The organism is Emcibacter nanhaiensis (assembly GCF_006385175.1).
Taxonomy (GTDB): Bacteria; Pseudomonadota; Alphaproteobacteria; order Sphingomonadales; family Emcibacteraceae; genus Emcibacter; species Emcibacter nanhaiensis.
This window is the reverse complement of record NZ_VFIY01000011.1, coordinates 1-17,349: the sequence shown is the minus strand read 5'-3', so window position 1 is coordinate 17,349 and position 17,349 is coordinate 1. Positions and strand designations below refer to the sequence as shown.

Below are 17,349 nucleotides of genomic sequence, written 5' to 3'. Positions count from 1 at the left end.
GAAGGGCTGTCGCGTTCCGCAAAAGAGCTTATGTCCGCGATCAGATCATCGGACAACGCAGCCTGAAGGAAACAGGGGCGTGTTGCCTTCATTCATTTTTAAAAAATGAATATGACATCATATTTTATTGACATTGCTCAGTGAGCCGATTACAAAAGTTCCGATTAAGAACATACGATCGTCCTATTATCGGAGTAAAAAATGACCAAGAGTGACAAATCCGCCGGCGACCAGGTCGCTGTAGAAAAATCAATCCTCGGTCCGGCCGGTAAGGATCTTGGTACTTCTGAGTGGATCACGGTAAATCAGGATATGATCACTCGTTTCGGAGACGTCACTCTTGATCCTGATCCGATGCATATGGATGCCGAGTGGGCGAAAGAAAATACTCCATACGGCGATACTATCAGCTATGGTTTCCTTACGCTGTCATTTCTGACACACATGTTTGCCTCTGCGATGAAGGTACCGTCAGCAAGTGAAGGGGCGGGAGAGGGATATTTCCTGAACTATGGCTTTAATCGTCTGAGGTTTGTTGATCCGGTGCCAGTCAATTCCAGGGTTCGCGGGCATTTCAAAGTTGCTAAAAAGGAAGCAGAGGAGCGTTCGGGGTTCAGGTTGGTGCATATGGATGTTGAAATCGAGATCGAGGGAGGGGGGCGGCCGGCAGTTGTGGCAGAGTGGATCGGGGCTTGGGTCAATGATCTCGGTTGAACTGGTAAAGTCAATGACGGCGCTCGGGGTGAATACGGGGAGATAAGCGAGGATGGTAATGCCTGAGTTCGCGTGTATAAGCGACTATGTAACCTGGTATGCCGAAAAAACGCCGTCCGCGGAGGCTTGTGTTTTTAACGGTAGCCGGGTGACTTATGCGCAGCTCGAACTACAGGTTGAAAGACTGGCTTGCGCTTATATTGCGGCCGGTGTCTCAAAGGGGGACCGCGTAGCGGTTCTGGCCACAACATCTCCCGATTTTCTCGTAAGTTTCCTCGCTGTCGCCCGTATCGGCGCAATCTGGGTGGGGCTGAATGCCAAATACAAGCGTGACGAACTCCTGTATGTGGTGAGCGACTGCAAGCCGAAAATATTGCTGGCCCGTACAAGGATCGGGGAGCGGCAGTATGACGAGGATATAAAGCATATTCTGTCAGAGGTTTCAGGTATTGAGAAGGTCGTTTTGCTGGATGATGCCAATGCTTTATCCGGGGCCGTAAGCTATCGTGATTTTTTGCATTCAGGTGAGAATATTCTCCACACGCATGTAAAGGCGCCGTCTTCCGGGGGCGGCGACAAGAAGCCCTGTCTTATAGTCTATACGTCGGGGTCTACCGGAAAGCCAAAGGGGGCGCTGCTTCATCAGCAGGGTATTATTCGTTTCTGCCTGGAACAAAACCGAATCTGGTATGTAAATCCGCATCGCGTTATCAATTTTTTGCCCATCAACCATGTGGGCTGTGTCGTTGATTTGTCTCTGCCTGCTGTACTTGCTGGGGGAACCCAGATCCTGTGTGAGAAATTTGATCCGGTAAAAATGCTGGAGCTGGTTGAGCGGGAGAAGGTCACATTGTGGGCTTCGGTTCCCAGCACCTTCATCATGCAGCTGGGGTTACCTGATTTTGATAAATATGACCTCGCCTCTGTGCAGTTGATCGCCTGGGGTGGGGCAGCCATGCCGGAAGAGACGGTTCGTCGCCTTGTTGAAGTTTGTCCGCGGATGAGCACCAACTATGCAATGACGGAGACTCTTGTCACTACCGTTGTGGAGCCTACTGACAATGTTGAGGCCCTGACAAGAACTGTGGGCCATCCTTTCCCCGGTGTCGAACTTCGTCTTGTTGATGACAGGGGCAATGACGTCGACAAGGGGGAGCCGGGAGAGTTGCTGGTCCGTTCGGTTTACAACATGCTTGGATACTGGAACAGGCCCGAGGCTTCAAAAGAAGCATTTCTTGGCGATGGATGGTTTCGTACAGGGGATGTTCTGGCCGAGAACCGGGATGGAAGTTTTTCTGTGGTTGGTCGTCTGAAGGAAATGTACAAATCCGGCGGGTATAATGTCTATCCCAAGGAAGTCGAGGCAGCGATCGAAACCTGCCCGGGGATTGTCGAGGCTGCTGTTGTATCGGTGCCGGATCCAAAATGGCAGGAAGTCGGTATTGCCTATGTGACCTTGCGGCAAAGTTGTGACTGGAATGAAGAGGGTCTGCGTTCTTTTTGCAGTGAACGGCTGGCCAACTACAAGATGCCCAAAAAATTCTTGTGTCTCCCCGAAATGCCGTTGTTGCCAATCGGCAAGGTGGACAAGGTTGCCCTGAAAAAAATGGCAGTGTTGGAGTATGGAGCCACAAAAGGGGGGGCAGAGAAGTAGGGCTGTGGCGGTTTATTGTTTTTGAAAATAGAGTTGCGAACCGAAGATATCTGCAGAAAAGGTGTAATGCTGTGTCTCAGTTAAAGAAATGGATGTTCCGTCTTTTAAAAGCGTTTACCGCTACTGTGCTTGTTATAGTGGCGCTTATCGTAATTGTCGACCAGTTGGTAAAAACGCCGGGCGAAAAAATATTATCGCCAGGTGTGACACGGAACTCAGCACAATATATTGTCATGCGCGATGGCGTGAAGATTGCGGTGGATGTTTGGTTGCCGCGAGAATACGAGCCGGGTCAAAAGCTCCCTTCAATCATGTATATGACCAGGTATTGGCGGGCATCCGAACTTGGTATTCTGCGGCATGTTGCTGTAGGCCTTGGGTTGGCGGAAGATCCAAATTTGACTTTGCTTGTCAGGCTGTTTAACGAAAAGGGATATGCATTTGTGAAAGTCGACGCCCGTGGCAGTGGGGCTTCCTTTGGTGGCCGGCAAACAGAGTTAAGTCCAGATGAGGTTGCCGACTATGGGGAGATTGCTGACTGGATCGTACGCCAGACCTGGTCGAACGGCCGTATCGGCGCACTTGGTGTCTCTTATCTGGGGAATACGGCGGAACTCCTGACGACGACGCAGCGCGGCGCCGTTCGCGTGGTGGCGCCGATGTACAGTGATTTTGATCCTGTTTACCAGTTGATCCAGCCCGGCGGCGCAAAAAATAAATATATGGACAACTGGGGCGAGGCGGTTGGTCATATGGACCGAAATGAAACTTGCGCTCTTCTCGAAATCAAAGGGGTGTTGTGTACCCTCAGTGGGCTTTGGGTCGGCGGGGTCAAACCGGTAGACGCAGATCGTCATGGGGCATTACTGCGGGAGGCCGTTAACGGCCATGCTGACAATGTGAATGTGGGCCGGCTTTTTGAGGGTATCAATTTTTCCGATGACCCCATGGGGATTGCGGGAAGCGACGCCTGGTCATTCATGCCGGCGGGCAGGGGCCGGGAAATAGAAGCTTCAGACATTCCCATGTTTGTCTGGGCGGGGTGGTATGATGCCGCTACCGCGGATGGAGCATTGTCCAGGTTTCAGACGTTCTCTAACCCGCAAAGAGTCATCATAGGAGCCTTTTCTCATGGTGGTGCTCATGACACTGACCCCTTCCGTGACGCCAATAGTGCACCCGATATCTCTCCTGAAGAACAACTGGACATGATCGCGGCGTATTTTGACAAATTTCTGCGAGACGGGGGGGCTGGGCAGCCAGAACATTCCATCCGCTATTATGAGCTTGGTTCGGGAAAATGGTACGAGAGTGAAGTCTGGCCTCCTGCCGGGGTAAGGGCACGCACCTATTATCTGGCACAGGATAATCAGCTCTTGGGGGAAGCCGGGGAAGCCGGTGGCGAAGATCATTATACAGTGGATTATTCGGCAACGATGGGAACTTCCACGCGCTGGCATACTAACTTTGGTGGTGGAGATGTCTTTTATCCGAACAGGGCAGGACAGGATAAGAAGCTGCTTGTCTATCAAGGTGCTCCGCTGCAGGAAGGCCTGCATATCGTCGGGGCACCTGTTCTGAGCCTCTCGCTAAAAAATTCCCATCCGGATCCAGTCATTTTTGCTTACCTGGAGGCCGTCTCTCCGGAAGGGGCCGTGCTTTACATCACGGAGGGGGAGTTGAGGGCAATTCACCGTAAAATCAGCGGTGAGGGAGCTTCCTATGTACAGGACGGCCCCCGACATAGTTACAAAAGATCGGACTCTCAACCGGTGCCGGTTGATGAAGTCATTGAATTGAAAATCCGCCTTGCTTCAGTGGCGGCCATGATTCCCGAGGGCTGGCGTGTGCGACTGTCTCTGTCAGGTGCGGATGCCGACATGTTCAAGCGTTGGCCTGAAGACGGAACTGTACTGCAGTGGACGGTGAAACATGGAGGCGACGATTCCTCCAGGCTGGAATTGCCGGTCAGGGAGTAGTCGTCTGATGTTCGGGGATGTTCCGTAAAAGGAGAAATAGTGATGCCGGAGGAAATGACGGACCCAGATGAAAGAGAGTCAAGAACTGTCATTGAATGCGCGGGGCGTGCTAGAGAGGCGGCTTGCCAATTAATGAAGATAGGCTCAATAAATATACCTAACTTGTAAACAGAAAATACTGCGGGGACGTAGCGAGTTCTGGGAGTGTGATTTTCCAAGTCTCGCCTATAAGAATATAATATAAAAAAAGACTTAGATTAGTTGAAAGTTAAAGCCTAGTTGTAGGGGCACATAGGATTTGACTAATTTTTTGAACTATAATATGAATATGACCTCAAGTTTTATAAAATAGATAATATATTTTAGGAGAAGGAAGAAGGAAATGGTTCTGAGTAGGGTAGACGCATTTATTTTTGCTTTGACAGCCACGACATCATCTGTTGCGCTTATGGCGTCCCAGGCTATGGCCGAGGATGTGGACAGTGACGGTGAGATTATGGTGATGGAAGAGGTGGTGGTTTCCGCGCAGCGGCGCGACACCACGATCCTGGAAGTGCCGGTATCGGTGACTGCTATTGGTGGAACCGAGCTCGAGAATACGTCAGCAACCAGTATCATGGACTATGCGGCAAAGATTCCAGGTCTCAATCTTGTGGGCGGTGGTACGCCGGGGCAGGTGACTCTGACACTGCGCGGCGTTTCGTCAAGTGTCGGCGGTGGCGCCAATGTGGCAACGTATATCGACGAAACGCCTGTGGGATCCAGCTCTATTTATTCCAGGGCAAGCATCCTGCAACTGGATTTTTTCCCCTATGATATCGAGCGTCTGGAGATCGTGCGTGGTCCGCAGGGAACACTCTATGGTGCCAGCGCTATGGGGGGGCTGATAAAATATGTAACCAAAAAACCAAACCTGCAGGAAGTGAGAATGCGGGGTGGCGCCGGATTGCGCTCTGTGGAAGGCGGCGGTGACCTCGGATACAATGTGCAGGGCTCTGTGAGTGTGCCGCTCGTAAAAGACAGTCTCGGCATGTCAGTGAGCGGATATCACTCCAATACACCGGGCTACATCGATAACTATCGCCGGGGTGAGGATGATATAAATGAGGTTCGGCAAAGCGGTGCCCGGGTGGCCCTGCAGTGGAATCCCAGTGAGAAAATAGATATCAATTTGTCAGGTATTGTGCAGGATGTGGATGCCGATGACCAGGCAACCATTTTCCTCGATCCGACCAGTTCTGAGCCGGTAGTGGATGAATTGAGTACCGGTGCCTATTTGCGGGAACCGTTCAAGAAAACCATGTATTTTACTGCGCTGAATATCTCCTGGAATATTGGTGTCGCGGACTTGGTATCGTCATCCAGTTACAGTTATACGAAAACACGAGACGGCATTGACGGGACCAGTGTTTACGGGGGGCTAGTGCCGATCTTTTCGGGGGGCGCGGTGCCGGAAGGAAATATCTACTACGATAACACTGTGAAGGTTAAAAAATATACACAGGAACTGCGTCTGGTATCATCGGATGAAGAGGCCGCTTTTCAGTGGATTCTTGGCGGATTCTTCACGGATGAAACGGCGACCAACGCTCAATATTTTACAGCTGAGGACCCTGCCGGAAACTTGGTGGATTTCCTGAATCCCATGGCCGATATTTTGCTGGACTCCTCCTATAAGGAATATGCCGTTTATGGTGATGTGACCGTGGATTTCACGGATAGGTTTGAACTAACGGCAGGCCTGAGGTGGTCAAAGAACGACCAAGTGTATACGGAGTATGATGACGGGCTTTTCTATGGTTTTATGGGTTCGGCCATGGGGGGGGCATCTTCTGAAGAGATCGTGACATATATGGTGTCACCGAAATATACCTTGTCCGAGGATCTTATGGTTTATGCAAGATACGCGACGGGTTACCGTCCCGGTGGCCCCAACGTGGCCATTTTCGGCATTCCTCCGCAGGTGGATTCCGATACGCTGGACAGTTATGAAATTGGCCTGAAGGGCAGGCTGCTGGATGGTAAACTGACCTTAGAGGGTGCTTTGTTCCAGAATGATTGGCAGGGCCTTCAGGTTACGGCGTCTGGAGGTGGTTTTGGGTGGCTTGAAAACGGCGGCGACGCGCGTGTAAAAGGCCTGGAATTGTCTTCTAGCGTCAATGTGACGCCTGAATTCAAACTGTCGTTTAATGCGTCCTATACGCATACCGAATTTCTGGATGATGCGCCTAGCCTCGGGGCTGTGGCCGGTGACCGCATTCCGTTTGTGCCTGACTGGCTGATCGGCGCAACGGCTGACTACGGTTTCCAGGTTTCAGGCGGCTGGACAGGTTGGGTCAGTGGTTCGGTGCGCTATGTGGATGATCAGACCTATTTCATACCTGATATCGGCGCCTCCCGCACCATGGACAGCTACACAACCGTGGATTTGCGCGCGGGCTTTGAAAATGGCCCATGGGAAGTCAAGTTGTTTGCCAACAATCTGACCAACAGGCATGCCCATACCGACGAAAGCCTGTTGGTAAATTTCTTTGGTGTGCCGGTAAACGGGCAGGCTACCATACTTCAACCTCGTACAATTGGCATATCTGTCGGGTACAGTTATTAACAAAATGGTTGACCCCAATCAGCGAGATAAGATGGAAGTTGATGTATAGAGTCTTTTTCATCTTATCTCCTGAAACTAGGTGGCAAAATAAGCATCTATTGCTGGATGGTACAAGTTGCAGGTTCCGATCAACAGAAAATGCTGGGGCCTTTTAAAGGGAGTTTCCTGATGAAGCAGTCAAAGATTATTTCCATACTTTTCATATTGATAACTCTGGTGTTTTCATCCGGAAATGCCTGGGCACAGAATAATAGTTTCCCGACTGAGGTCGGTGCCGTCGAAGCCTTCTCGGACGGTCTGGTTTATCCTTTGATGAGCAAATTCAATGTGCCGTCAGGTGTCGTTGCAATTGCCCAGGGCGACAAACTTGTCTTTTCCAAGGGGTATGGCTTTCAGGATTATGACAAGGCTATTCCGGTCGATCCTGAAACAACTATGTTCCGCCCCGGTTCTATCTCCAAACTTTTTACATGGACATCGGTCATGCAGCTTGTCGAACAGGGCAGGATCGACCTGGACGCCGATGTAAATGCCTATTTGAGAACCTTTCAGATAGAGGATAGTTATCCCGGGCAGCCGGTGACCATGCGCCATATGATGACCCATTCCGCTGGTTTTGAGGACAGCTTTCTCGGTCATCTCATTATTCGCGACCCCTCCCGGGTTGTGCCGCTGGCGGAGTCCCTGAAGAAATATCAGCCGGCCCGTGTTAATCCGCCGGGTGTTCACACGGCCTATTCAAATTATGCGACAGCGCTGGCCGGTCTTATTGTTGAAAATGTGTCCGGGATGAAATTCTCCGACTATGTACAGAAAAATATCTTCGATGTTCTGGGCATGAAGCATGCCACATTTGTGGAGCCACTGCCGGAAAACCTGAAAGACAACATGGCGGGCACCTATGCGTTCGAAGGTGGAACGTTCGTGGAAAAGCCGTTTGAAATTGTCTCGAACTTTTCCCCGGCCGGGGCCTCGTCGGTGTCAGCTGCGGATATGATGATTTTCGGCCAGACCATCTTAAACGGAGGCGAATATCAGGGACGGAGGATCCTGAAAGAGGAAACCGTCCGGCAAATGTTGGCGCGTAACCCGGCCTATCCTGATAAAATGGATGGTGTTGCTCTGGGGTTTTATGAACTGACGGAAAACGGTATCCCCATTATCGGACATCATGGCGCAACCTTCTCCTTTATGTCCCAACTGGCCATTGATACTGAGAATAGGATCGTCATCTTTGCTTCCTTCGGCTCCAAGCAGGGCGGGCAAGTGAGCAATGAAGTGGTTAGCGGCTTTTACGATGCATTCTATCCGGAGCAACCTGACATGCCTCATACCCCGACAGATTTCGCCGAACGTGCCGGCAAATATGCCGGAACATATCTCGGCTGGCGTATGAATTTTTCCGGCATCGAGAAAATCATGGCTCTGCTCGGGGGAGTCAGTGTGACTCCGACCTCGGACAATAAATTGTTGATCACTGCAGGGGGAAAGTCAGCCCAGTTTGTTGAAACAGGTAAAAATACATTCCAGGAGCTGCCCGGCATGAACAAGATGTCCCCCGGGGAGGCGAAGGTTTTGTTTATAGAAAAGGACGGGGAGATCACGGGTCTTCTTCTCGGAAATCATTTGCTGGAATTTTTCAAAGCATCTTTTGTTTATTCAACAGCATTCAATTATGGCTTCCTCGCCTTGTCCGGTATTGTCTTCCTTGGCGTAGTGCTGCGTCGGTTCTACCAGCGGAAGTCCATCAAATTGATGGAGCCTGGTGAAAAGAAAGCCTTGAGGGCCGCCGTTTTTGCCTCCGCGGCAAATCTGCTGACCGTCGTTCTGTGTGCGGTTGTGCTTGTGGTTGCCGGAGACTCTATTCTCGCGAAAATTCCGTTGAGCTTGAAACTCTGGCTGTTGCTGCCCATCCTGTCCACCATTACCGGTGTTTACCTGCTGTACTGGACCGTGAAGGTCTGGAAAGACGGGCTTTGTGGCACCCTCGGGGCGCGCATTCGATTCAGTATCGTGACTGTCTGCGCCCTGTTTATGTGCTGGTTCTATTACTTCTGGAATATTCTCGGTTTCAATTACCTGTCGTAGGTTCTGAAGCCGCGTGGCTGGCTTACTCGAGGTGCCGGAACGGCGGGATAAATTGTGGATGTTTGGGGCATGACAGGCCCCTGGGGTCGTATATCAGTCAGTTTGCAAGGAGCAGAAGATGAATAAAGCTAAAGCGATGAATCGTCGTAACGCACTTAAAGCCGGGGCGGCGGGTGTCGCCCTGTCTCTTGGTGCCCCGATGATCAACAGGGGGATGTACCGAGCGTTTGCGCATTCCGGGGAAAGCTATTCCCGCCGGACGATGGACCTGGTGCGGGAAAACCTGGTTATTGACATGCTCGGGCTGATTGCCCTCAGCGACAAGAAAGTCGAAAAATGGGTGCTGACCCCGGGCGGGTTCGGGGAGCAGGATTTCCAGGAGTTTAATAAATCCGGGATCAATATTTTTCACAATGCCTATGGCATAAGCGGCCCCGGGGCGCACCGCGAAACCCTTGAATATTTCGCCCTTCTCAACGGTTTCATTGCCGATTATTCGCAGTATTTCAGACGCATTGATTCAATCGAGGATATGGATGCTGCCAAAAGTAGCGGCAAGATTGGTGTCCTGATTGGTGTCCAGAACGCGGAACATTTCCGTAGCCCCGATGATGTTGATTTGTTCCGCAGCATGGGGCAAATGGTCTCCCAGTTGACCTACAACAGCCGGACGGTGATTGGTAACGGCGCTACCGAGCGCGTGGATGGCGGTATCAGCGACTTCGGCGTGGCAATTATCGAAAGAATGAACAAGGTCGGCATGCTGGTGGATGTCTCCCACTGCGGAGACAGAACTACCCTCGACGCATTTGAACTGTCGAAGAAGCCTGTAGCCATCACTCATTCCAACTGCAGGGCATTGAACCGTCATCCGCGGCTCAAGACGGATGAAGCTATCGTGAAAATGGCCAAGACGGGGGGGGTCATGGGCATCACCGCGGTCCGCAACTTTGTGCGTGATCGGGAGCCGACCACTGTGGAGCATGTCGTGGATCATATCGACCATGTGGTTAAGCTGACCGGTATTGACCATGTCGGGATCGGGACGGACTCAGATTTGTGGGGCTATGACGATCTGCCGGCAAAGCAATATGAAATGCTCAAATCCGGATACAAGGAAAGCTACGGTTTCCGGGACAAGATCGATATCGACGAGACGGGACATCCGCGGAAGATGTATGACCTGACCGAGGCTCTGATCCGCCGGGGATACAGTGACGATAACATCCGGGCGATCCTGGGGGCGAATTTCAAAAGGATGCTGGGAGAGGCCTGGGGACGTTGAGGCTCAGTGTGTCCAGATGAAGCGAGGAAAGGTTGCGCGTTTGCTCAAGTTACCGATAGAAATGACTAAAGTTTTGCTGCTCGTTGCTTTGGGAGTGAGCGGAGGGTTTGGTGCGGCATACGCACAGAACGGACCGATGTATGACATCGTTATCCGTAACGGGCGTGTGCTGGATGGGGCAGGAAATCCCTGGATCAGTGCAGACGTGGCCGTTCGCGACGGCAGGTTTATTCGCATCGGTCAAATAGCAGGCCGGGGTGCGCAGGAAATTGACGCAGCCGGGAAATATATTTCTCCCGGCTGGATAGATATGATGGATCAGTCCGGGGAAATTTTGCTGCAAAGCGGATTGGCGGAAAATAAATTGCTTATGGGGGTGACAACCGCTATCGCCGGAGAAGGCGGTACACCGGTTCAAGCTAAAGAGATAGAAGAGTATTTTAAGCAGCTCGAACAAAGCGGTATTTCTTTGAATTTCGGCACCTATTATAGTGCTACCCAGGCTCGACAAGCTGTTCTAGGCGACAAGAACACCATTCCAAATGCGGAGCAACTTGCCGCGATGACGGCTCTGGTGCGAAAGGCCATGGAGTCAGGAGCCCTTGGTATTACTACGGCTCTGATTTACCCGCCGGCTAATTTTCACAGTACGGAAGAACTGATAGCTCTTAGTCGTGTTGCGGCGCGGTGCGGCGGGTTATATGCAACCCATATGAGGGATGAAAGCCGGTTTTTGCTGAAGGCCGTCGAAGAAGCTGTTGAGATTGGCGAAAAGGCCGGGATTGAAGTCGAAATATTCCATCTGAAGGCCGCTTACCAACCCCACTGGGGTCAGGATATGGAAAAGGTCGGGGAGGCTATTTCAAAAGCTCGCAGTCGCGGGATAGATATTGCAGCGGACTTATATCCCTATCCGGCTGGCGGTACCGGGTTCGAGCCGACAGTGCCGCCTTGGGTCTTTGCGGATGGCCCTGATAAGGCCATTGAAATGATGCGTGACCCTGAGTTGCGAAAGCAAATGAAAAAGGAATTGCAGAAGGGGGCCACCGAGACTTGGTCAAACCTGGTATATGCTGCCGGTGGATGGAAGAATGTCGTCCTGGCCAATGCGCAAAATCCAAAATATGACCGTTACAGATTTAGGAGTATCGACGATATCGCTCGGGAGCTTAAAATGGACCCTGCCGACCTAGCATGGGATATTATGTTGGAAGCTTTGCCCGACCGAGCGATGGCGCTCTACTACATGATGGATGAGAAAGACATAGAAACAGCTCTACGGTTCCCCTGGACCAGTATTGGCAGTGATGCGGGGGCTAGTCTGGCGGTTGGTGAGCCTGATGTTTTGGGTATGCCGCATCCCCGTAGTTACGGAACATTTCCCAGGATTATCTCAGAGTATGTCAGAAAAAGGGGGGTGTTGACCCTGGAAGACGCGATCCGCAAGATGACATCCTGGCCGGCTGGCCGGATGGGGCTTCAGGATCGGGGCCTGATCCGTGAAGGAATGCGTGCGGATGTTGTGATTTTTGATTTTGACCAGATAACAGACCAGGCAACATGGAAGCATCCCACAAAGCCTCCAAGCGGCATATCTTATGTTCTGGTGAATGGTGAGGTGGTTATCGATCATGGGCGACACACCGGGGCCAAACCCGGGCATGTCATAAGAGGGCCAAGGGTCTGTAAGGCTGTTGAAGAAGTAGCAAATTAGGATGCAAATATTCAGGATGGGCAAATGAAGGCAGTTGTAATTGGGGCCGGTCTTCAGGGGGTCTCGACGGCCTATTACCTGAGTAAAGCGGGTCTGGAGGTCACTGTTCTGGAGCAGCAGGCAACGGCGGGTATGGAAACCAGCTTTGCCAATGGCGGCATCCTGACCCCAAGTATGTCCGATCCATGGAATGCGCCGGGATCATGGCGGGAAATGCTCCTGACCATGGGACAGGAGGACAGCCCGTTGCTGATCCGACCCAGAGCCCTGCCTGGAATGATCGGATGGGGAATAGGATTTCTGCGAAACAGTAGTCCGGCGATTTTTCACCGCAATACCCTGAATAACTTCATGCTGTCCCATTACTCGGTGCAGATGATGAAGGAGATCCGCCGGGAATCTGATATCTCCTACGACTTTATGCCGAGCGGTACACTCAAGCTTTTTTCCGATGAAGTTATATTTGCCAAAAAGTTGGTTCAACTCGCGCCGCTTGCGGCGCAAGGGTTGAAATTTAAGCCCATGACGCCTGCCCAGATTGCCAAACTGGAACCCATGCTGGCGCAAGGTATCGACCGGATCGCCGGAGGCGTATATTTCCCTGATGACGAAAGCGGGGATGCACATAAATTCTGCCAGGCGTTAATGGCGGAGACGAAGCAACGCGGTGTGCGCTATCATTTCAATTCCGCGGTCACCTCCTTGGAGCAACAGAATGGCAGGATAAGTGCAGTCTGTTGCGGAAGCGCGATACATCAGGCAGATCTTTTTGTGCTGGCTGCGGGATGTTACTCAAGTGGTTTGCTCGGGAAAATCCGTGCGCGTGTCCCCATACAGCCCGTCAAGGGCTACTCCCTGACGTTTGCCGGAGATGGTGTTAAAGATATGCCCCGTATCCCGGTGGTGGATGATGAACTTCATGCCGCCCTGGTGCCCCTCGGCAAGCGGTTCAGGATTGCCGGCACAGCTGAGTTTGCCGGGTTTGACCGGACCCTGTCAAAGGGGAGGGTGGACAACCTGCGGGATGTAATTGCCAGGGTTTATCCTTCCTTGCTGGATAATTTGCAGGACAAGACTGGTGAGGCCTGGACCGGGTTCAGACCTGTTTCTCCGGATGGTGTCCCTCTGATTGGCAGGCTTGGTGCTGAAAATCTGTTTATCAATGCCGGACACGGGCATCTGGGCTGGACCATGGCGGCGGGATCCGCCCGTCTTCTGGCAGACATCATGACCGGGCAGGAGCCGGAGATAGACAGCCAGGCGTACAGGCCGGGCCGATTTTAGAGATCGGCAAAATCATTTACTAGCCAGGAGGGCGCCAGGTGAGAAGAGTATTTTATCATTATCTGATACCGGGACTGGTCTTTCAGTCGGTGGTCATCGGTGGCGGCTATGCCACCGGACGTGAACTGGTGGAGTTTTTCCTGTCCAACGGTCCCTTGGGCGGGTTGTGGGGCCTTCTGGTAACCTCAGCAATTTGGAGCATTGTCCTGATGCTGACCTTTGAACTGGCTCGCCTTACCGGTTCATTCGACTACAGGTCATTTTTCAAGGTTTTGCTCGGCCGTTTCTGGTTTTTATATGAAATCCCCTTCTTTCTGTTGGCGTTTCTGGTGCTTGCGGTGCTGGGTTCGGCCTCCGGCAATATTTTTGCGGAAAACTTCGGAATCAATGAACTATACGGCAGCATCGGTCTGATGGCCGCCATTGCCGTCCTCGCGTTCCAGAAAAGCGATGTCATCGAAAAAGTGATGGCCAGTTGGGCGATCGTATTATATGTGGCTTACGGTGTCCTGATCTTGTGGGGAGCCATGATCTTCCAGGATCGTATTGTCGAAAATTTCACTGCTGTCAGCGAGACTGGGGAGTGGTTTGAGGACGGGTTTAAATATGCGACCTATAATATCGCCGCCATTCCGGCCATTCTTTTCGCCCTTGGCCATCTTGGCAGTCGGCGCGAGGCTTTCACGGCAGGATTTCTGGGCGGTCCCCTGGCTATTTTGCCAGCGTTTTTCCTCTATGTGGTGATGGTGGGATTCTATCCACAAATCAACGGCGTGGCGGTTCCCCTGAAGTATATCCTGGATGTTCTTGACGCCCCCTGGTTCAGTATCTTTTTTCAGATTGTCATCTTCGGGACGTTTATTGAAACCGGAACAGCCCTCATTCACATGCTGAACGAGCGGATTGATCATACCCTGCAGGAACAACAAAGAACCATGCCAAAAAGTTTCCGGCCCGCCATCGCAGTGGTTGTCACTGCCGCGGCGGTATTCGTTGCGGCAAAGGTGGGGATCATTTCCCTGATCGCCCAGGGATACGGTTTGCTCACATACGGCTTCATCGCTTTTTACCTGGTGCCGGTCATGACCGTGGGGGTGCGAAAAATATTCCGGCCGGCCACGTTGCAGGTTCACAATTCCGATCATATCGATCAGTAAAACTTACAGGAGTTTGTTTTAATGACTATTGAAAGACTAGGGCGGCCGCCGGTACTGGCTGATGGCACCGTTGTTCCTCTGTCGCCGGCCATAAAGGCGGGAAACAATCTGTATCTATCCGGCGTTTTGCCCTTTCGCGCGGATGGAAGTTTCGCCGAAGATGATATTTCGGCCCAGACGCGACAGTGCCTTGGAAATATGGAAGCTGTGCTCAAGGCGGCTGGCGCAGGTCTCGAGGATGTGGTCAAGGTCACGGTCTGGCTGGTGCGGCGGGAAGACTTCAGGGCGTTTAATGCGGTCTACAGCGAGTTTTTCGCCGATTGTCCTCCGACGCGTTCTACGGTTTGTTCCGAGCTGATGGTTCCCGGCGCTCTTATTGAGATTGAAGCGGTCGCCTATCTTGACCGCGTTTGAGGCGAAGGGAGGAGAAGGGAATGCAATTTCTTTCAAAATTACAGGGCCCGACGGCTATGAGCCGTCGGGATGACGTTGGTGTGACTGAAAGATCTGATAGAGAAGCAGCGCGGTACGCTTTGTTGCCTTTCTGAAACCTTCAGTATCGAGCCACTCCTGGGTGGTATGAGAACCTCCTCCCCAGGGGCCCAGTGCATCGATGGAGGCCACATGAGGCGCGACAAAGGAGATATCACCTGCTCCCCGGTCACCCGGCTGGTTCGGTCCGACCGGCCCGTACCCCAGTTCCTGGCTCACCTCGTCAAGAACTCCAAGAAGTCGCTTGTTTTCTGGTGTAATCGACATGGCCGGGTAAAGATCGGTAAAGGTGATTTCGGCCGATGTATGAGGCAAATTTTCTTCAATAATTTTCCGCATTTCCGCCCGGGCGTCATCCAGCTGCTCACGGGAGATGAATCTGAGATCGCCCCGGCTCTCGACAACCTGCGGAATGATGTTGTCTTTACCGGCCGACGTCCAGGTCGCGGATCCGGCATCAAATCCCGCTGATGTCCCGCCGGCAATCACTGCCGGGTTCAGAGTCAGGTTTGGCATGTTTTGGGCGAATTTATGAAATTTTTTCAGGATCCTGGCGGTTTCATATATGGCGCCGTCACCGGAATCTTCGGAGAAAATTGTGCTGGAATGCGCCCGTTTGGCGGACACTCCCAGGGACCACAGGCTTGCTCCGCGCCGGGCGATCACGGCCTGGTCCTGCTGTCCCGATTCAAAGCTGAGCGCCATGTCGGATTGTTTTGCGGCGTCAATAAGCTCCCGACGACTGAGAGAGAGGGGGGGACCCACATTTTCTTCATCGCCGGTCAAAAATATTTTTATGGATTTTCCATCCAGTATGCCGCAGGCGTGAAGGGCTTTGAGAGCATAGAGCATGACAACGTCGCCGCCTTTCATGTCAACTACACCCGGACCGGTGATGTGGTTCCCCTGATGGGTGAATTTCTGGAAATCGCTGTCCTTTGAAAAGACTGTATCCAGATGGCCGATCAGCAGAATATGCGGTCCGTCTTCTCCTTCCCGTTGGGAATAAAGATGGCCGGCCCGCTTCATTTCGAATGGCATTTTTATCCAGAAATTCTTAAACCCGAGTTTTTCGAATTCAGCGGCAAACTCCTCTCCCACTTTTCTTACCCCGGAAATATTGCGGGTGCCGCTGTTGATATTGACGACTTTTTCCAGAAAACTGATTTGTTCTTCAAAATGACGATCAATATAGCTGAGGACCTGGTCTTTCTCCTGCAGGTCTTCGGCGCAGTTGGCCGCAAAAGCCGGGAGGAAGAACACAAAAGCGACAAAGAAAGATCGAAACCCGGTCATTTTCAGTTCCCCTGTTCCAGGATTTGGGCAAGGATTTTCGGGTCTTCGGGCAGTAAGCCCGCCTTTGGAAGCCTGGTCACCATCTCCTTCCAGTCAGGCCATAGCCTGAAGGCTTTCCGGAACAGCGGCAGGCTCTCCTCAACCCTGTTAAGTTCTGCCAGGGTTACCGCATGCCAGAAAAGAGCTTCATGGTTGCCCGGGTCCATTTTTTCGGCTGTTCGGTAGGCCTCAAGCCCTTCCTCGATGCGCCCTTCCACTACATACCTGTCTCCCTCATTGAGAAGCCGGTAGGTCTTTGCGACCGAAAGAAGGCGTCCGAGTTCCTTGAGCGGTGTTTTGTGGTCATCAACCCGAAGGCTGTATACCCAGCCCTGCCAGAGGGGTACGCCTTTATCGCCTTTTACCACCTGGAGGGACGCGGATTGTCGTCCCCGGATGTCGCCCCCTTCTTTTTGGGCCGCCTCAAGGGCCGCGTACATGCGATCGGCAAGCTCGCCGGAAGTGGCTTCGAAAGCCTGCGCCATGGCGGAACAAACAGTCGAGTTTTTCATCATGTTTGCCTGAACGGAGTAATTCTCGCCAGAGATGTTGCAGGCATTCTGAATGTTTTTGCTTCCGGTATGAGACGCTACGTTGCCACTGGCATCCAGCATGGCGACCTGACGTACCGAGGCATTGCTGTCAGCGGCAAGAAGGCCCTTGAGGGCCTGGGGCGCTGTCTTTCCGGCCTTCATCATCTCGAGCCCGAGCGGTGCATAGGACGGATCGGTAAAGGATTGGGTGGCTACCACTCCGACACCGGGTTCCGTCCTGATGACACGTACCCCGACGGCGAACCAGTGCGTCTGGACGGCGGCGCCAAGTTCCCCGCTTTCTGGATCACGGGCGATGATTGAGAAGGTGTTGGTCGGTCGAAGCGGCCGGTTGAGATGCGCCTCTTGAGCAAGGACGGGCGACCATGAAAAGAAAGCAGCCAATATGGTCAGCTTGATGAGAATAGTTTGGTGGAGGATGTGTTTCATGGCTGATGTCTCCTTAGGGTGTTTAACCGGTTGAGGAGGACTGGCTCCTCAACCGG

The 17,349-nt window shown here is 52.3% G+C and carries 12 protein-coding genes; 10 read left to right on the top strand and 2 right to left on the bottom strand.

The annotated features are described in order from the left end of the window. Window positions 1-201 precede the first annotated feature (201 nt). The 10 genes from FIV46_RS10600 to FIV46_RS10555 all read left to right on the top strand — a co-directional run bounded on the left by FIV46_RS10600 (window position 202) and on the right by FIV46_RS10555 (window position 14,897). On the top strand, window positions 202-714 hold the full coding sequence (locus tag FIV46_RS10600; protein WP_139939998.1) for a MaoC family dehydratase: 513 nt from the start codon (window positions 202-204) through the stop codon (window positions 712-714). A gap of 58 nt (window positions 715-772) precedes the next feature. Beyond that, a complete protein-coding gene (locus FIV46_RS10595) occupies window positions 773-2,368 on the top strand; it encodes a class I adenylate-forming enzyme family protein (RefSeq protein ID WP_181163100.1) in 1,596 nt (531 codons plus the stop codon). A gap of 71 nt (window positions 2,369-2,439) precedes the next feature. Beyond that, window positions 2,440-4,347: a CocE/NonD family hydrolase gene (locus tag FIV46_RS10590; RefSeq protein WP_139940002.1), complete on the top strand. Its 1,908-nt coding sequence runs from the start codon at window positions 2,440-2,442 to the stop codon at window positions 4,345-4,347. 382 nt (window positions 4,348-4,729) lie between these two features. After that, entirely contained in the window at window positions 4,730-6,955 is a 2,226-nt protein-coding gene (locus tag FIV46_RS10585) for a TonB-dependent receptor (protein WP_139940004.1), read from the top strand. 168 nt (window positions 6,956-7,123) lie between these two features. Beyond that, window positions 7,124-9,043: a serine hydrolase domain-containing protein gene (locus FIV46_RS10580; protein ID WP_181163101.1), complete on the top strand. Its 1,920-nt coding sequence runs from the start codon at window positions 7,124-7,126 to the stop codon at window positions 9,041-9,043. A gap of 118 nt (window positions 9,044-9,161) precedes the next feature. Then, the gene (locus tag FIV46_RS10575) at window positions 9,162-10,328 is read left to right on the top strand and encodes a dipeptidase (RefSeq protein WP_139940901.1); all 1,167 of its coding nucleotides are present in this window, start codon (window positions 9,162-9,164) and stop codon (window positions 10,326-10,328) included. A gap of 16 nt (window positions 10,329-10,344) precedes the next feature. Next, window positions 10,345-12,042, top strand: a complete 1,698-nt coding sequence (locus FIV46_RS10570; RefSeq protein WP_219846081.1) for an N-acyl-D-amino-acid deacylase family protein — start codon at window positions 10,345-10,347, stop codon at window positions 12,040-12,042. A 24-nt stretch (window positions 12,043-12,066) separates the two neighbouring features. Next, window positions 12,067-13,326, top strand: coding sequence for a D-amino acid dehydrogenase (locus FIV46_RS10565; RefSeq protein WP_139940900.1), 1,260 nt, complete (start codon window positions 12,067-12,069; stop codon window positions 13,324-13,326). 38 nt (window positions 13,327-13,364) lie between these two features. Next, complete coding sequence (locus FIV46_RS10560) at window positions 13,365-14,483, top strand: hypothetical protein (protein WP_139940899.1); 1,119 nt, start codon at window positions 13,365-13,367, stop codon at window positions 14,481-14,483. Window positions 14,484-14,504: 21 nt separating this feature from the next. After that, entirely contained in the window at window positions 14,505-14,897 is a 393-nt protein-coding gene (locus tag FIV46_RS10555; protein WP_139940898.1) for a RidA family protein, read from the top strand. A 54-nt stretch (window positions 14,898-14,951) separates the two neighbouring features. Here FIV46_RS10555 and FIV46_RS10550 read toward each other — a convergent pair whose 3' ends face one another. Beyond that, window positions 14,952-16,271, bottom strand: coding sequence for a M20/M25/M40 family metallo-hydrolase (locus FIV46_RS10550; protein ID WP_219846080.1), 1,320 nt, complete (start codon window positions 16,269-16,271; stop codon window positions 14,952-14,954). 2 nt (window positions 16,272-16,273) lie between these two features. Continuing rightward, window positions 16,274-17,293, bottom strand: coding sequence for a DUF1028 domain-containing protein (locus tag FIV46_RS10545; RefSeq protein WP_139940897.1), 1,020 nt, complete (start codon window positions 17,291-17,293; stop codon window positions 16,274-16,276). Between the last annotated feature and the right edge of the window lie 56 nt (window positions 17,294-17,349).

Excerpts from the sequence above, each read along its gene's own strand:
- FIV46_RS10600 (WP_139939998.1), top strand. The coding sequence starts at position 202 with ATGACCAAGAGTGACAAATCCGCCGGCGACCAGGTCGCTGTAGAAAAA.
- FIV46_RS10550 (WP_219846080.1), bottom strand. The coding sequence starts at position 16,271 with ATGACCGGGTTTCGATCTTTCTTTGTCGCTTTTGTGTTCTTCCTCCCG.
- FIV46_RS10575 (WP_139940901.1), top strand. The coding sequence starts at position 9,162 with ATGAATAAAGCTAAAGCGATGAATCGTCGTAACGCACTTAAAGCCGGG.
- FIV46_RS10570 (WP_219846081.1), top strand. The coding sequence starts at position 10,345 with ATGAAGCGAGGAAAGGTTGCGCGTTTGCTCAAGTTACCGATAGAAATG.
- FIV46_RS10545 (WP_139940897.1), bottom strand. The coding sequence starts at position 17,293 with ATGAAACACATCCTCCACCAAACTATTCTCATCAAGCTGACCATATTG.
- FIV46_RS10555 (WP_139940898.1), top strand. The coding sequence starts at position 14,505 with ATGACTATTGAAAGACTAGGGCGGCCGCCGGTACTGGCTGATGGCACC.
- FIV46_RS10565 (WP_139940900.1), top strand. The coding sequence starts at position 12,067 with ATGAAGGCAGTTGTAATTGGGGCCGGTCTTCAGGGGGTCTCGACGGCC.
- FIV46_RS10595 (WP_181163100.1), top strand. The coding sequence starts at position 773 with ATGCCTGAGTTCGCGTGTATAAGCGACTATGTAACCTGGTATGCCGAA.
- FIV46_RS10585 (WP_139940004.1), top strand. The coding sequence starts at position 4,730 with ATGGTTCTGAGTAGGGTAGACGCATTTATTTTTGCTTTGACAGCCACG.
- FIV46_RS10580 (WP_181163101.1), top strand. The coding sequence starts at position 7,124 with ATGAAGCAGTCAAAGATTATTTCCATACTTTTCATATTGATAACTCTG.